The 15,211-nt window shown below is 70.0% G+C and carries 16 protein-coding genes and 2 pseudogenes; 9 read left to right on the plus strand and 9 right to left on the minus strand.

The window, feature by feature from the left end:
- Window positions 1-4 precede the first annotated feature (4 nt).
- The 4 genes from SRB5_RS26620 to SRB5_RS26635 are packed head-to-tail and all read right to left on the minus strand — an operon-like array spanning window position 5 to window position 3,732.
- Window positions 5-1,789: a hypothetical protein gene (locus tag SRB5_RS26620; protein WP_153455978.1), complete on the minus strand. Its 1,785-nt coding sequence runs from the start codon at window positions 1,787-1,789 to the stop codon at window positions 5-7.
- Between the two features lie 10 nt (window positions 1,790-1,799).
- A complete protein-coding gene (locus SRB5_RS26625; protein ID WP_153455979.1) occupies window positions 1,800-2,561 on the minus strand; it encodes a hypothetical protein in 762 nt (253 codons plus the stop codon).
- The gene (locus SRB5_RS26630) at window positions 2,561-2,884 is read right to left on the minus strand and encodes a hypothetical protein (RefSeq protein WP_153455980.1); all 324 of its coding nucleotides are present in this window, start codon (window positions 2,882-2,884) and stop codon (window positions 2,561-2,563) included. The genes SRB5_RS26625 and SRB5_RS26630 overlap by 1 nt, the downstream gene beginning before the upstream one ends.
- Window positions 2,881-3,732, minus strand: coding sequence for a hypothetical protein (locus tag SRB5_RS26635; protein WP_323378517.1), 852 nt, complete (start codon window positions 3,730-3,732; stop codon window positions 2,881-2,883). Before SRB5_RS26635 ends, SRB5_RS26630 begins: the two co-directional genes overlap by 4 nt.
- Before the next feature lie 373 nt (window positions 3,733-4,105).
- Between SRB5_RS26635 and SRB5_RS26640 the strand changes: the two genes are divergently transcribed.
- The 4 genes from SRB5_RS26640 to SRB5_RS26655 are packed head-to-tail and all read left to right on the plus strand — an operon-like array spanning window position 4,106 to window position 6,766.
- Entirely contained in the window at window positions 4,106-5,095 is a 990-nt protein-coding gene (locus SRB5_RS26640) for a C40 family peptidase (protein WP_153455981.1), read from the plus strand.
- Window positions 5,096-5,114: 19 nt separating this feature from the next.
- Window positions 5,115-5,657 (plus strand): hypothetical protein, encoded by a 543-nt coding sequence (locus SRB5_RS26645; protein WP_153455982.1) that lies wholly within the window; start codon window positions 5,115-5,117, stop codon window positions 5,655-5,657.
- Window positions 5,658-5,672: 15 nt separating this feature from the next.
- Window positions 5,673-6,158 (plus strand): hypothetical protein, encoded by a 486-nt coding sequence (locus SRB5_RS26650; protein ID WP_153455983.1) that lies wholly within the window; start codon window positions 5,673-5,675, stop codon window positions 6,156-6,158.
- Between the two features lie 32 nt (window positions 6,159-6,190).
- Complete coding sequence (locus SRB5_RS26655; RefSeq protein ID WP_153455984.1) at window positions 6,191-6,766, plus strand: DUF4240 domain-containing protein; 576 nt, start codon at window positions 6,191-6,193, stop codon at window positions 6,764-6,766.
- Between the two features lie 49 nt (window positions 6,767-6,815).
- Here the strand turns inward: SRB5_RS26655 and SRB5_RS26660 are convergent.
- The 3 genes and pseudogenes from SRB5_RS26660 to SRB5_RS26670 form a co-directional block, all read right to left on the minus strand.
- Window positions 6,816-7,190, minus strand: a pseudogene (locus SRB5_RS26660) (HAD family hydrolase); the annotation flags it as partial.
- A gap of 299 nt (window positions 7,191-7,489) precedes the next feature.
- Window positions 7,490-7,786 (minus strand): annotated as a pseudogene (locus tag SRB5_RS36750) (HAD family hydrolase); the annotation flags it as partial.
- A gap of 16 nt (window positions 7,787-7,802) precedes the next feature.
- Window positions 7,803-8,354, minus strand: coding sequence for a GNAT family N-acetyltransferase (locus tag SRB5_RS26670; RefSeq protein ID WP_153455986.1), 552 nt, complete (start codon window positions 8,352-8,354; stop codon window positions 7,803-7,805).
- Between the two features lie 297 nt (window positions 8,355-8,651).
- Between SRB5_RS26670 and SRB5_RS26675 the strand changes: the two genes are divergently transcribed.
- The 5 genes from SRB5_RS26675 to SRB5_RS26695 all read left to right on the plus strand — a co-directional run bounded on the left by SRB5_RS26675 (window position 8,652) and on the right by SRB5_RS26695 (window position 13,186).
- Complete coding sequence (locus SRB5_RS26675; protein WP_323378519.1) at window positions 8,652-9,878, plus strand: helix-turn-helix domain-containing protein; 1,227 nt, start codon at window positions 8,652-8,654, stop codon at window positions 9,876-9,878.
- A gap of 498 nt (window positions 9,879-10,376) precedes the next feature.
- Window positions 10,377-10,790: an ATP-binding protein gene (locus SRB5_RS26680; RefSeq protein ID WP_153455987.1), complete on the plus strand. Its 414-nt coding sequence runs from the start codon at window positions 10,377-10,379 to the stop codon at window positions 10,788-10,790.
- Between the two features lie 187 nt (window positions 10,791-10,977).
- Window positions 10,978-12,162 (plus strand): radical SAM protein, encoded by a 1,185-nt coding sequence (locus SRB5_RS26685; protein ID WP_153455988.1) that lies wholly within the window; start codon window positions 10,978-10,980, stop codon window positions 12,160-12,162.
- Entirely contained in the window at window positions 12,092-12,304 is a 213-nt protein-coding gene (locus SRB5_RS26690) for a hypothetical protein (RefSeq protein ID WP_153455989.1), read from the plus strand. The genes SRB5_RS26685 and SRB5_RS26690 overlap by 71 nt, the downstream gene beginning before the upstream one ends.
- Window positions 12,305-12,382: 78 nt before the next feature.
- A complete protein-coding gene (locus tag SRB5_RS26695) occupies window positions 12,383-13,186 on the plus strand; it encodes a protein kinase family protein (protein ID WP_153455990.1) in 804 nt (267 codons plus the stop codon).
- A 135-nt stretch (window positions 13,187-13,321) separates the two neighbouring features.
- Here the strand turns inward: SRB5_RS26695 and SRB5_RS26700 are convergent, their stop codons facing one another.
- On the minus strand, window positions 13,322-13,675 hold the full coding sequence (locus SRB5_RS26700) for a hypothetical protein (RefSeq protein ID WP_153455991.1): 354 nt from the start codon (window positions 13,673-13,675) through the stop codon (window positions 13,322-13,324).
- 157 nt (window positions 13,676-13,832) lie between these two features.
- A complete protein-coding gene (locus tag SRB5_RS26705) occupies window positions 13,833-15,056 on the minus strand; it encodes a helix-turn-helix transcriptional regulator (RefSeq protein ID WP_323378520.1) in 1,224 nt (407 codons plus the stop codon).
- Window positions 15,057-15,211 lie beyond the last annotated feature (155 nt).

The raw sequence follows: 15,211 nt of genomic DNA on the forward strand, positions 1-15,211 counted from the left end.
GGGGCTACTCCCCTTCTTCCGGCACGGTCGGCCGGGGTGCTTCGGTCTCGCCCGGCGGCGGAGGAGGGGCCGCCGGCTTGTGCTCCCCCGGGGTTCGGCGGGGTGGGATGACCACGCTGCGGCCCAGGTGCTCGCGCGGGCCGAGGCCGGCGTGGGCGGCGGTGTTGGCCATGGTCCCGGCCAGCGCGTCGGTGCCGGCGTTCGCCAGCTGCAGCCCGACGCCCACCGAGCCGCCGACCCGGGCGGCGAACGAACCGCCGTGGGCCCGCCCGGACATCCGCGCTCGCCAGAAGCCGTCGTTGCCGCCGCCGGGCGCGGGGGCGTCGGACTCGAGCGCCTGCGTGTAGCCCGTACCGCCGCCGACGGCTCCCGCGCCGGAGGGGAGGGCGCGCTGGCCGCCGTACATCGAGGAGATGGACGAGCCGAGCGAGGAGAACATCCCCGACGCGGCGGACTGGCCGTCGCCGTTCGTCGTGAACGTCATGTACGTCGCCACCACCGGCCAGGCGAAGGCGGCGAGCAGGAAGCACACCAGGCCGACGAGGACGTTCTTGACGCCTTTGCCGTCGGTCATCGCGGTGAAGCCGATCGCGAAGCACAGCGTGATCACCGGCTTGGTCAGGATCAGCGCGATCAGCGCGTCCCGGGCGCGCGGCCACCAGCTGCGGGTGGCGTCCATCAGCTCGCCGGACAGCACGACCGGCATCACCACCACCGTGATCATGATGGCGGCCTGGCGGACCATCATCTCCAGCCAGAGGGCGCAGATGCAGATGATGCAGATGATCCCTACGACGATGACGAACGCGACGCCGTTGGCCACCACGCCGCCGCCGGTGACCAGCGCGCCGGCTGCCGCGGTGCCGCCGCCGGTGGCGACGAGGCCCGCGAAGAGCTGGCCCAGTTGCTGCTTCATCGCTGCTGCCGGGTCGCCGCCGTTGCCCTCGAAGGACATCGTGATCAGGGCGTCGGAGAGCTCGTCCGTCCAGTACAGGAAGGTCTGGACGGCCAGGATGTACACCGACAGGACGGCCGCGTACTTCAGCAGGCCGATGACGCCGATGGCGACCGGGGCGCCCTGCTGGGTCAGCGCGGCCTTGCCGAACTGCAGGAGCAGAAGGAAGCAGGCGATCACCGCGGAGAGGCCGGTCATGATGCTCAGGACGCGACCGATGCCGGTCTGCTCGAGGTTGACGGTGGAGACCTCGGCGAACTCGTCGGCGAACTGGCGCAGGAGCCAGACGACGCCCTCGCCGATGTACTGGGCGGCCTTGCCCAGGCCGTCCGAGACGAGCTGCGCCGCACCGGCCTCAATCCAGTCCTTCACGCCGGGGCGGGGTTCGGGGTGCTTGTACGTGCCTTCGGTCAGGCACAGCTTGAACGACCTGCCGGACTTCACACACTTGGTGAGGAAGGCGTTGAGCTCGTTGAAGTTCTTCCTGGACGCGGCCTTCTCACGCCATGCCTCCAGCGCCCCACGCTCAAAGCGCTTCTGACTCTCTTTCGAGCAGTTCTTCGCCGCGGTGCCGTCTGCCGCCTCACAGATGCCGACGATCTTCCTGGGGTCCGGGCTGTGAGCGCCGTTGAACCTGCAGTTGTCGGCCTCGCCCAGGATGCACCAGCGGCCCTGGCCGTCGATCCCGGCCGACTGCCCGCCTTTCGCCCATTCGGCGGGCGGCTCTTTCGGCGGACCGTAGCTGGCGTGCGTATCGGGGTTGTCCGCCCACGTGACTGGAAGCGCCGTGCCGGTGAGCAGCACGGCGGCCAGCAGCATCACCAGCCACCTCATGCAGCTGCGGCTATCCAGCACGCAGCACCTGCATCCAGCCGTCATTCCAGGCGTACGGCGAGTTGGGGAAGTAGCTCAGGGGGTACGTGCCCCGCTTCACCCAGCCCGGGGCGGTGGTGGTCTTCCAGTCGCCTTCTTCCCACTTCACGATGACCTGGTCGGTCTCGTCGCGTAGCGGTTCGTCGCCGTAGGACCCGTCCGGCATCTGGGAGTAGAGGTCGTAGTTGAGCCAGACCTGGACCACGTCCCCGATGTCGTCGAGCGTCTTGCCGCGGATCGCGTTGACGACCGTGATGACCCTGAAGCCCGGCGGAGGGCCGCCGGATGGGGGCCACCCGACAGATTCACGCAGGCTGCGGACCTCGGAGATTTTCCGATCGATGTCGTTGAGGGAGTCGTGGGCGGTGGTGGCTTCCAGCTGACGCCGGGCGGCCACATCGTCCAGGAAGGCGTACTCCTCCCACCGGATCACCGCGGCGGAGGCCGCCCCGACGGAGGTGTGCGGGAAGCCGACGGACGCACCGTCTTCCTGTCCTGACGGCTCCACCAGCTTCAATGGCTTGGCCCGCTCGGGTGTCATCGCCATCTGGGTGCCCGTTGCTCGAGGGGTCTTCGGCCGCGAGTCCGCCGCCCGCACCGGCGCCGGCCCGCTCCCACCGCCGTCGTCGAAGGCCAGAGATCCCACAACGATCCCGCCCCCGACCAGCCCAGCCGCCCCCAGCCCGAGCAGCACCAGCACGAGCCGAGCCCGCCGCCTCGCCCGCCCCGCCATCAGCTGCCCCCCGCCGACTTGACCGCGGCGTTGTACACGAGCAGCACCATCGCCGACGCCACTCCAATCCCTCCGGCGCCGATCAGCGACCACTTGATCGCCATCTTCCCCCGCGCCGCCACCCCGTCCCGCTGAGTGTTCTCACCCCACGCGGCCATCCCCCACCCGGTCAGCGACCCCAGCACGGCGGCCGCCAGCCCGAGCCCGGAAGCCCACCCCAGAACAGTGGAGGTCAACGGCTTCAGCGGAGCAGGCACCTGCGGGTCGTAATCCGGGATCGGCCCGGCGATGAGCGCGGCCAGCTGCTCGGTCAGGAACGTCATACGGACACCTCTTCCTCAACAGCGGGAACACCGGCCATCGGCGCCGGCCGGGGCGCGGCAGGCAGCGGATCCCCGAAGGACTCGCGCGCGGCGCCCATCACCGCGCCCGCCAGCGCCGCGGCGGCGCGCCGGGTACGGGCCTTGAGCCGTTCCATCTCGCGCAGCCCGTAAGCCCGCACATGCGGATCGAACGGCACCTCGACCACCGCGGCGACCCGCGGCTCGAGCATCGTGACCGCCGCCTTCACCGGCGCCGGGGCGGCACCGGGCGCGGCCGAGACCACGGCGACAGTCATCCGCGCCACCGGCAGCCCCTCGGCGGAGGCGGCCATGAGCGCGCCCTGCACCAGCTGCGCCCCGTCGGTGGTGGCGGGCATGCAGAGCACCGGCAGCGCACACGGCAGCCCGCACCACCGGGAGGTGACTCCCGCCGTACGGGTACTGCGCGCGAACACCACCTCGTCGGCCACCGCGTACGACGTGTCGGCGACCGCCACCTGCCAGCCACCCGCGGCGGCCAGCTGATACCAGGCCCACGGATCCTCCGGCAGCGACAGCGGCGCCGACCCCCAGGCCTGATGATCGGTCAGCACCGCGAAGTCGGCGCCGTCCAGACCCGTACACCTCGAGGAGGCGGCGACGACCTGCGCCCCCGAGGCCGCCCGCTGCGGCGGGATCGCCACCAGCCCGCCGCCGGGCGCGGCGGCCCAGTTCGGCCACGGGGACGACCAGCGCAGCCCCGTGTCGAGCACCACCGCGGACCCGTACGAGGCCAGCCCCGCGCCGAGCAGCCCCGCCACCACCGACCGCCCGCAGCCACCGGCCGGCCCGAGGACCGGAACGAACACGCGCGCACCGTCCGCCAGCCGACCGTCCGGCTCGTCCTTTCTCGCCACAACGCCCCCGAAAAAACCGTCGCGTACAGGGAGGGCAGGCGATTCGACGGCGGTCGCGTACACACGAGAAGCGGTCAAGAAGACTGCCTGACCGGCCTAACGTGCCCACCCGCCGACAAGGCACGTCCCACGACCGGGTGATCCCTCGCTCGCATTAACGCGACCGCCGCACGGAGACACCTGGGCGAGAATGGTCCACCCCCGGACAAAACTCCCGGGACCGGCATAGGAGGAGGCGGCACTGAAAATCGGACGCTGGCTGGCCCTGGGCGCCGCCGCCACATCCGCCCCCCTGGCACTGGGCCTCGGCCTGATCATCCTCGTCATGGCAGTCGACGAGGACCGCCCCGCCTACGCGACAGGCGCCCTACGCATCGGCCCCGACGCCGTCCCACCCCGCTACGCCACCCTGATCATCGAAGCGGCCGCAGCCTGCGACCAGGGCCTGCCCGCCCCCGTACTGGCCGCGCAGATCTACCACGAGTCCCACTGGAACCCCACCGCCCAATCCCCCGCCGGCGCCCAGGGAGTCTCCCAGTTCATGCCCACCACCTGGCGCTCCTCCGGCTACGACGCCAACGCCGACGGCCGCACGGACATCCACGACCCGGCCGACGCCATCCCCTCCCAGGCCCGCATGATGTGCAAGCTCCTCAGAACGGCGAAACGCCACCCGCACTACAACGGCTCCCCCATCGAACTGGCCCTCGCCGCCTACAACGCCGGCTGGGGCCGAGTCACCCAATTCCACGGCGTCCCCCCGCCGTCCTTCGCGAACGGCGAGACGTACAACTACGTACGCAACATCCTGACCACATCCCGCCGCTTCACCACCACAGCCCCAGCCGGCGAGGCCGCCCTCCCATCCGGCTTCACCCTCCCCACAAACGCCCCCACCCCAGTCCGCACCGCGATCGCGTGGGCCCTACAACAACGCGGCGGCCCCTACCACCTCGGCGGCGACTGCACCAACGCCCTCGGCACCGACCCCGCCCACTGGTGCGACTGCTCCTCCCTGATGCAGCAGGCGTACCACCACGCCGGCATCACCATCCCGCGCACCACATACGACCAGGTCAACACCGGCACCACAGTTGCCCTCGACGCCCCCAAACCCGGCGACCTGATCTTCAACCCCGGCTCAGACGGCTCCGACTCCCGCCCCGGCCACGTCGGCATGTACATCGGCGAGGACCTGGTCCTGGAGGCCCCACGCACGGGCCTCAAGACGCGCCTGGTCAGCTACACGAGCTGGCGCACGTCAACCACCCCCACGACCCGGGTGACGGCGATCCGCCGCATCGTCACCTGGTAACCCACCCCGCGAGGCCCCCATGACCGACCAGCTCTACCGCCCCTGGGGCACCGTCACCCCCGACTTCTGGCTCAACACCACACCCGACGACGAGCCCGACCCGGGCGCCATCCCACCCGCGTACGCGGAACGCATCACGACGCTGATCGCCCTGTACGAGTCCAAGGACCCGGAATCCCTGATCCGCGCCGCCGCCGAAGCCGACGCCCTCGACCACGACCTCACCGTCGAGTACGGCGCGGACCACCTCTTCACCCTCCAGCTCCGCGACCTACGCGGCTGGCTCTGCCACCTCACCGGCCAGCACGCCGCAGGCGTCCACTGGTGCCTCCACACCCTGCGGGCCCACATCCGAGTCCGCGGCGCCGGCCACCGCCTCGCCGCCGACCAGGCCCGCCGTACGTGCCAGATCTGGCGGTACGTCACCGACCTTGCTGAGGCCCGTAGCACCGGCGAAATGCTGCTGCCCCTACTGGAGGACGTGCTCGGCACCGACAGCACCGAGGCTCGCGCGGTCCGGATTGTCCTGGGCCGGATCGGTGCCAGGCCGCCGGCGAGCTGAACCGTTCCTGCGTACTTGATCTCTGCCGCGATTGCGCTCTACGGTCGGTCGAACCACGTCTTCCTGCCGGAAGTGTTCATGCCTCGCCGATCGCCGGGCGAGATCAGAGCGCAGCTCCTGCGACGCCGAACGCGGCACCAGCGGGCACCTGTGATCCGCGGCCTGTCCACGTCGGCGAAGAGGCAGATCGCCGTTTTCGAGAGGGAGCACGGCCTCCCCGCAGGAGAGGTGGCGCACGCGTTCCGCCGTTGGAATGCGAATGCGAAACGGCCGTACGAAGACGTCGACCGGTTCTACGAGCGCGATGACACAGACCTCCGCATCAACGACTACCACGTCCGTACCCTGCTGGAGATCACAATCCATGCCCTGAGGCGCAGGGCGCGGAGGGAACTGAGCGCAGCCATCGGTCCCGCAGACGGACGGTTCCTCGACCGCTCGCTGAACAATCCCTTCGCGCCCCGAGACCTCCCTTGGTGGCTGCGTCGGATCGGCGTCTGAATCCTCGGAATGGCCTGGCACAGTGTCCGGTCATGGACACCAACGAGTTCTGGCAGCTCATCGACACTGCGCGCGCCAACGCCACGACCGGCAAGACCGTCGGCGAGGCGCTGGTTGACCTCCTGGCCGACCGTTCCAAAGAGGACATCCTCGGCTACCAGGAGCGATTCGACGAGGTGTACGGAGCGCTGTGCCGGTGGGACACGTGGGCTGCGGCCTACCTCATAGGCGGCGGCTGCTCGGACGACAGCTTCTCCGACTTCTGCGCCGGGCTCGTCGCCCAGGGCCGTGACTGGTACGTGAAGGTACTGGCGAATCCCGACTCGCTGGCAGAGCACCCCGTGGTCACCGCCGCCGCGGCGGCAGGCGAGGACATGCCGGTGGAGTTCTTCGCCGAGGACGCCAACTTCGCTGCCGTCGCCGCCTACGAGAGACTTACCGGCGACGAGGAAAGCTTCTGGGAAGACTGGGACACCTACCGCGCCGGGCAAAGCCCCGCAGAGGATGACCCCGGCTCCATGGGCGAAGACTTCGACTTCGATGACCCGAACGAGATGCACCGCCGCCTGCCCCGCCTCGCGGCCCTGTGCCTCCCGCCAGCCGGCTGACGCCATCCGACACTCCAGCATTGCCGACCGCTGACATTCATGTACGCAGCTACGCGTGGCCCGTGACGAGTTCGACGAGGAGGCCGACATCGGTCAGGTCGTCGAGAACGGAATCGGCGCCTGCCGCGCGTAGCTCGCCCGCGGAGCTCCGGCCGGTGGCGACGGCGATGACCTGGACGCCGTTCTCGCGTCCGCCTTCGACGTTTTCCGGGGTATCGCCGATCAGCACCGTGTCCATCGCCGCAGTGGCCGAACGGGCGAGAGCGAGGTCGACGAGAGCGGGTCGGAGGTCGGCGTCCTCCCCGTACGCGCCGGCGTCCCAGTCGATGTGTGTGTTGAGGCCGAAGACATCCAGCTTGATCTCCGCGACACCACGGACGTTGCCCGTTACGACGGTCTGCCGGACCTGCGCCGCGGCCAGGGTGTCGAGGGCTGGCTTTGTTCACGAGTTCTGACAGCAGATGTCGATGGCTTCGGGAGGCACCCGCTGTCGGGGCTAATCGATGTCCACGAAAACGGGAGGCACCTGCCGGCACTCGGCATTGGCGCGGTGGCAGCTCCCGACTACGCCCGTAGCCAGCGCTTTTGCCCGGCGCGTCGGACGGCCGCAAGACGGCGTCGGGTCGGACATCACCGAGCTGCCGCCCGTTCTCGTAGCATCCGGCGCGGGCAGTGCCTCCGGAACTCCTGTCGAAACGCTGCTCTGCGTCGTGAACAGAGCCAGAGGGCGGTTGCTGCTCCGGGAAGCGCAGACCCGTGTTCTCTCAGCTCAGCGGCACGCCGCACGTGCTGCTCGGTGAGAGCGCGCGCGAACCGCTCGAAGTCGCTGCGATCCGTCGTGATGCCGTGCAGCTTCGCGGTCTCGCGGAAGATCACGGCCTCCGTGATGCCGTCGATCTTTGCCTGATTCCGCATGGGCTGACCGGTCACCTGCTCGAAGGCGGCGGCGGAAAGCGCACGTCCGACACCGCGTGACGCGATGAGTGTGTGGTCGATGTCCCACAAGACCAGATGGTGCATCGCGTACTTCCCCTCCCTACCGCGAGGCGGCCCACTCACGCTCGAGCATCGCGTGGACAATCGAGTCGCGCCACCGCCCGGCCTTCTGGATGTGCTCGCGGATGGTGCCCTCCTCGACCATGCCTGCCGCAGCCATGGTCTTGGCCGATGCCTCGTTGAGGGGCGATCGTCCGCCCCAGACGCGGTGCAGCCCCAGGTCCTCGAACCCGAGGCCGAGGAGCAGCCGTACGGTCTCGAGTCCGTAGCCGGCGCCCCAGGTGTCCGGGCGCAGCGCGAAGCCGAAGGTGGCTCCGCGCTGCTGGTGCGGGTCGAGGGCGATTCGTCCGAACCCGATCAGCTCCTGTGTGTCCTGTACGACGACGGCCAGGGCGTACTCGTTGCGAGGCTCTGCGGTGGCAGAGGTGATCGATCGCGCAACGATCTGCCCGACCTGCTCCCGGGTTCGCGGTTCGAACGACAGGTGCTTGGTGGCCTCCGCATCGCCGTAGATGGCGAAGACGGCGTCTATGTCGTCGGAGGTGAGTTCGCGGAGGGCGAGCCGTGCGCTGGAGCGTCTGACCGGGTGCATGGCGCGGACTCTACCCGCGGGGCAGGGCCTGTCATCAGGGCGTGGTGGGCGGTCTGCTCGGTCGGCTCTCGGTCCCTGGCCTCATCCGGCAGAGACGGGAAGTGGATCCGCAGCGCGGCAATATCCGCTGGTAGAACGGGGGTTCTGGCAGCCGCCGGATTGTTCGGGCCGGGTTTGCTGCGCGGGTTTTCCGGTCCGCGCCCTGCGGGAACGCGCCACGTGTGGGGCGCGGGCCGGAGTACCGTTCTGAGCGTCGAAGTCAGAACGGAGTCCAGTATGCCGCACACGTCTTCAGGCATGGGTGACAATCTCCGGGCGCGACGCCGCGTTGCCGGGCTGAGTCAGGAGCAGCTGGCGAACGAGGCCGGCCTTTCGGTGTCGGTGGTCAGGAAAATCGAGCAGGGCGGGACGGCGAGGGTCGAGACCCTTCATGCGATCGCTCGCGCGCTGGGCATTCCGACCAGCGCGTTGTTCATCTCAGGTACCCCGGCGCCGGTGATCGGTGACGAGGGAAATCGGCAAGGGCTCGTGGCGTTGAGGCAGGCGTTGATGCCTCCGATGGGGATCGACGAGACGCTGACGGATCCGGGCGAGGCCGTGCCGGTAGCGGATCTGTGGCGCCGGCTCGAGGACGGGCGGGCCCTGTACAGCGCGGACCGGTACGACTCGGTGGCCAAGATGCTTCCCGGACTGCTGCGCGGGGCCGAGGCCGCCGTCGCTGCGGTGGAGGACGAACAGGAGCAGCGGGAAGCGGAGACGCTGCGGACGTACGCGCTGCTGTTCTGCGGGAAGTACCTGACGCAGGTGCGGCAGTACGACATGGCGTATCACTCGCTGTCGGAGGCGATCCGGACCGCGCGGGCGACGGATGACGCGGCGCGCGCGGCCATCGGGGTGGTCGGCATGTGCTGGCTGCTGCTGCGGCAGGACCGGTTCGACGAGGCGGAGCATCTGGCGGCGGTCACGGCCGACAAGGTGGAGCCGCGGATGTCCGCCGCGACGAAGGGCCAGCTCGCGGTGTGGGGTGAGCTGTTGCTGCGGATCGCGGCGGCGGCGTCGCGGAACAACCGTCCGGACGAGGCGGCGGAGGCCCGCCGGATGGCGGCGACGGCGGCGAGTGCGCTGGGCCGGGAGTACGAGAACCTGCGGAAGCACTGGGTGCGGTTCGGTCCGGTGACGGCCGAGATGAAGGCCGTGGAGGATCTGGCCTTGGTGGGTGACTCCCAGGGTGTGCTTCGGCGGGCCGATGAGGGCATTCTGGCTGGTCGGGCCATGCAGAAGGTGGGCAGACCGTCGACGGTGAACTGGAACCGGCACCGTCTGGACGTGGCGCAGGCGCATGCGCGTCTGGGGTCTACCCAGGACGCCATGGACGAGCTCGGCCGCATTCGGCGTACGGCGGGGAACTGGATCCAGCACCAGCCGATGGCCCGGTACATCATGACGGACATCCTCAGCACCCGTAAGCGCACGCTGACTCAAGAGATGCGTTCCATGGCGGCACACCTCGACGTCCACGCATGAGGTGACACGGAGCGTGTTACTTCGCTGGCGGTGAGTGGCGAACTGGCGCGCTCCGTCTGTGGTTGAAGCACTGCCCCCGTCCGTACGGTCTTCGGCAAGCGAACGAGACCTACGCCCGGGGGCAGACATGCGTAGAACACCGGCACAGCGGGAACGACGCCGTGCGCTCGCCGACGTCTCCACGACCGCGACCACACCGGTGACCGGCCACGCCCTCCTGCCCGGAGAGCCCCGCGAGACGTTGCAGCGCGCCGGTACCCCGCCCCCGCCTCCTCAGCCGTGCGACGCATCGGGCGTGATGCCGGACGTCCGGCCGTGACCGGCATCCGGTCCGTACCGGCAAGGCAGCCCTGGCCGGCGGCCGACGGGTTGCTGTCTGCCCGGGACGTGGTTCTCGTACCCGAGACTGTCGCCGCCCTCTCCGGTACTGCCGGTGGATCGCCCGGGGACACGAGAGCGGGCGACGACGCTGTCGCCCGGCCGAGGAGCAGCGTGAACATGACGGCGGAAGCCGCGGCGTTGACCGCGTACATGGAGGTCTTGCCGAGACGGGCAGAGTCCGCGTCCCACGCCCGACGCCTGGTGTCGTCGGCGCTGCGACAGTGGGAACTGACGGAGCTCGACGAGAACGCGCGGCTCGTGGTGAGCGAGCTGGTCACCAACACGGTCCTCCACGCGGTGCACGACCTGATCTGGGTGAGGGTGAACCAGCCCAGGCCGGACCGGGTCCAGATCCTCGTGTCGGATCTGTCGATGAGGGTGCCGAGGCCCCGGGCATCCATCGGCGTGACCGATGAGAGCGGGCGAGGCCTGCGCCTCGTCGAGGCGCTGTGCGACGGCCGGTGGGGGGTGCAGCGCATGTCCTGGGGGAAGCAGGTCTGGGCGCAGCTGAGCCTGGCGGCCGACGGCTGACCCGCGACTCCCGCCCCCGGTCCTGTTGCCGTCACACGCTCGGCCGGGGGCGGGCCACCACGTCCTGCGCTCGGGCGGGCAACTGCCTGCCGATGCCAGGACGGCTGCCGGTGCCCAAAGATTCCCGTCAGCGCGGCGCCGATACCCGCTGACGGGCCCCGAACCACCGAACCGACGGGAGGGACCCATGCACAGCCTGATCGTCAGCCCGTTCCTGGGACGCCACCTGCTCCTGCGCCCCGGAGACGTTTCCGGCGTACGGATCTCGGAACACCGCTACAACGCCCTGCGCACTGTCGTCGCAGAACACGGACCGCCGCCCGCCTGGCTCCGTGAGGCGGCCGACCGAATGTGGCAGATGCCCCTCCCCGACGTCGGCCTCGACCGGACGCTGCTGGTGCGGGAGCCCAGCACGTACGGATTTGCGAAGGCGTCCTGGGAGATCAACCTCGGCTGCGACTACGACTGCGAGTTCTGCTACCTCGGGGAGAAGAAGTTCGCCGGCCTGCCCTGGGACGGCAAGGCGCGGCTCCTGGAGATGCTGCGTGACGCGGGCGTGCTGTGGCTGCAGATCACCGGCGGCGAAGCCCTGATCGACCGGGATTTCCCCGCTGCGTACGAGTACGCGCACCAGCTCGGCATGATGGTCCAGGTCTCGACGAACGGCAGCCGCCTCCACACCCGGCCGATCCTCGAGCTGTTCGGGCGGCTGCGTCCGTACCGGCTGACGATCAGCGTGTACGGCGCCAGCCCCGAGACGTACGAGGCCGTCACCCGCAACCGCGGCTCCTTCGCCCGCTTCACCCGGGGCCTTGCCGCCGCCCGGGACGCCGGCCTGCCCGTGCGGCTGAACGTCGTGGTCTCCGACCGCAACGCGCACGAGGTCGACCGGATGCGCGCCCTCGCGGACAGCTACGGCTTCCCGCACCACGTCTTCAGCAACATCTCCCCCACGATCGACGGCGCGGCGAACCCCCTGGCTGCCCAGTCCCGCGAGTACCTCAAAGCCCGCTGGCCCTTCAACGGCTGCAACGCCGGGCACACGTTCTTCCACGTCAACCCACACGGCATCGCCTCGATCTGCAAGGTCGGCCGCGACCCGCACGTAAAGCTGATGACCGAGGGCATCGAGGCCCTGCCCCGACTCGGCCGGATCGCCGAGTCCCTGCAACTTCGCGTCGGAGGCTGCTCCGGCTGCACCCTGTCCGGCAGCTGCTGGACCTGCAGACCACTGGCCAAGCTCTACCAGGACGCGAAGGCCGATCGAGAACGCTACTGCCAACACGGAGGGACGAAACCCCATGACCCCACCCACGACAGCACTCCGGCCGGAGCCGGTCCTGCTGACCATCGGCCGACGCCCGCCCACTGACACCGCCACCTCGTCCGGCCTGCCCGTCCCGATCGACATCTCACCCATCGGCGAGGACGAGATGGTGTTCATCCGCGACCTCGACGGCGAGTCGGACGGCGCGGGCTGCTCCTGCTCGGCGAGCGACGACCAGCCGTACTAGGCCGAGCCGAACCCGTACGGTGCTGCCCCGGCTCTACGCTCGCCGGGGCAGCACCCCCGACCACCGAACGAGGAAACCTTGTCCATCCCCCGCCGCCACTTCCGCGACCTGCCCCTCGAAGCGCGCCGGGCAGTCGCCGACAAGACCGGCCCCATCCGCGCTGCCCGCACAGCCAACGGCGGTATGAACTCCGCCGTCGCTGTCGTCCTGGACACCGAAACCGGCCCGCTGTTCGTCAAGGGCATCCCCCAGGACCACCCCCAGGCCGCCTCCCAGCGGCGCGAGGCCGCGATCAACCCGTACCTGCCCCGCTCGTGCCCCTGGATGTATTGGCACATCGAGACCGGTGGATGGATCCTCCTCGGCTACGAAGTAATTGACGGCCGCCATGCCGACTACACCCCCGGCTCATCCGACCTGCCCCTGGTGGCAGCCGCCCTCAACGAGCTCCAGCAGGTCACTGCCCCAACAGGCATCGGCATCAAGCACGCCGAACAACGATGGGCCGACTACTGCACACCCGGCTCCGCCGACCTCCTGGCCGGCGACACCCTGCTGCACACCGACTTCGCCCCCGACAACATCCTCGTCGACGACCGCGCCCACCTCATCGACTGGGCCTGGCCGACCAGGGGCGCAGCGTGGATCGACCCGATGATGCTCGCCCTCCGGCTGATCGAAGCCGGCCACAGCGCTGCCGACGCCGTCGCCTTCGGTCGAACCTTTCTCTCCTGGGCAACTGCGGACCCCGCCGGGCCACAGGCCTTCGCGCGGGCGAACGCGGAGGTGTGGCGGGAGATCGCCACAGCTGACACATCAGCGTGGAAGCAGAACATGACACGGCACGCCACCGAACTGGCGATCCACCTCCAGGCCACCTGAGGTGTCTACGAGCCGGACACGTCACCAGATCGACTGGGATGGGCCGGGCCGACAGCACCGAGGGCCCGTGCGGTATCTGCGGGGCGGACGACGACTCAAAGCCGCAGCCTGACGGGAGCGGCACGATCCGTGCGGTCAGACCGCCGATGATGCGTGCAATGCATCGAACATGCCGCGGAGCTCATCGACGTCGATCGGGTCGATCTCCATCTGCAAGTGACACACGTCGTCGTCCCCGTTGGGCGTCAGACGCACGAAGAACGCGTACCCATCCTCGACAGGCTGGGCTCTCAGCGTCAGCGGATTGTTGCGTCCGGCAGTCACCGCTGCCGAAAAGCGGCGGCCCGGGACACTCAGATGAGAGAGCATCTGGGCGGCGAAGTCCGCGACCTCCTCGGTGGTGAGGTAGGCGTCGAAGTCGGCCCTCAGTTTCGAGACCCAATCGGCGGTCACCCGCCAGTCGCGTCCTTCTTCCTGAGCCAGCTCCAACCACCCATCATCGGTACCAAGGCGTATCCGTGGTTTGTCCATGACCATGCCCCCCAACCTCTGGACGCATGATCGTACAAAGGCGTTCCCACGAGCACAACGAACCGTGTGCGTTCACGTCACTTGCCCGAAGGCACAGCCAGGCCGCGTCGGCGGCTCAGCCGACAGCCGGGGCCACCGCCGTGTGCAAGGTCCGGACCCCCGGAGTGAGAGGGTGCCGCTGGGCCAGTTCCTCCACGATCGCGCGGATCGCCGGCCGGTCGCGTACCTCGCCGGGGCTGCTGCGGTACGCGCCCATGAGCGCCGCGGCGGTCTGCTCGGGGCGCCGCCACGTCCACCACGCCCGCGCCATATCCGTACCCAGCCGGGCGCGGCGCTCGGCCGTCGGGAACTGCTCCGGGCGCAGATCCTTCCCCGCGTCCAGCGCGGCACCGGCATCCCCCAGCGCCCAGTGCACGCCTACGGCGTAAAGGTCGACGGCGGCGGGAGAGACGTTGAACAGCCGGCCTGCCGGCGCCTGCTGCGGCAGCCGGCGCGCGGCACGGCGTGCGTCCTGCATCATTGCCAGCGCGTCACCGCGGTGCCCGCCGCGGGCTGCGGTGTACGCCAGGGTGCACAGCATCTGCGCGTACGCGGAGGCCGCCGCCTCGGTGCGCAGCCCGGTGGCCTGCACCGCGTCGGCCGCGCCCGTCATCAGGCGCTGGGCGGCGGCGTGCTGGTCCTGGTGACGCAGGACGATCGCCATCTCCCGCGACGCCGCCGCGGCGGCGAGCGGCGACCCGGACACCTCTGCCCAGGTACGCGCCCGGTCCGCGGTGATCCGGGCCCGGCCGATGTCGCCCAGCTTGATGAGCAGCGCGGTGGTGAGGCTGTAGACCGCCGACAGCCGCGCCTGATCGAGTGGCCGGCGGGACGCCGCGCCCGCATGCGCGTCGGCGAGAAGCTGCGGCAGCGCCGCGAGGAGCTGCTGGTGGCTGCCCGCGTCGAACAGTTCCCGCGACGAGGCCAGACGCCGGTCCAGCGAGGGCGCGCCGGCGGCGGGGACCGTGGGAGCGGCAAGGGCCTCGTCCAGGCTCAGGAGTAACGCCCCCGGCCCGGCGGCCGCAGTAGCGGTCAGCAGCGTACGGCGGCGCATAGAGTCCTCCTCGGCGTTGGCCGTCACTTTAGTGGCCGCCGGGCCAGGAAGAGGCGCAAGGGACGCCATCAACACGAGCCGGGGAACGCCGACCGCCGCCGCGGCACGATGGACCAGGTCGAGATCTGCGATCCGGGCCCGGCGCTCCAGCCGGGACACCGTCGCCGCCGAGCAGCCGATCCGCCGCCCCAGGTCGACCAGCGTCCAGCCGCGATGCTCCCGCCCCAGGCGGATCAACGCCCCGATCGCGCGCCGGCCGGATAACTCACGAGCCCTCGCGGAATCCCACAGCGGGTCATCGGGCACCGGATCCTCCCAGGCCGTACGACTGGCGCCTCCACCGTACGGGCCCCGAAGACGGCACGTCGAGACTTCTTGCACGACGTGCAAACCGCTTGCAC

The sequence above is a fragment of the Streptomyces smaragdinus genome, assembly GCF_009604385.1.
GTDB classification, from domain to species: domain Bacteria; phylum Actinomycetota; class Actinomycetes; order Streptomycetales; family Streptomycetaceae; genus Streptomyces; species Streptomyces smaragdinus.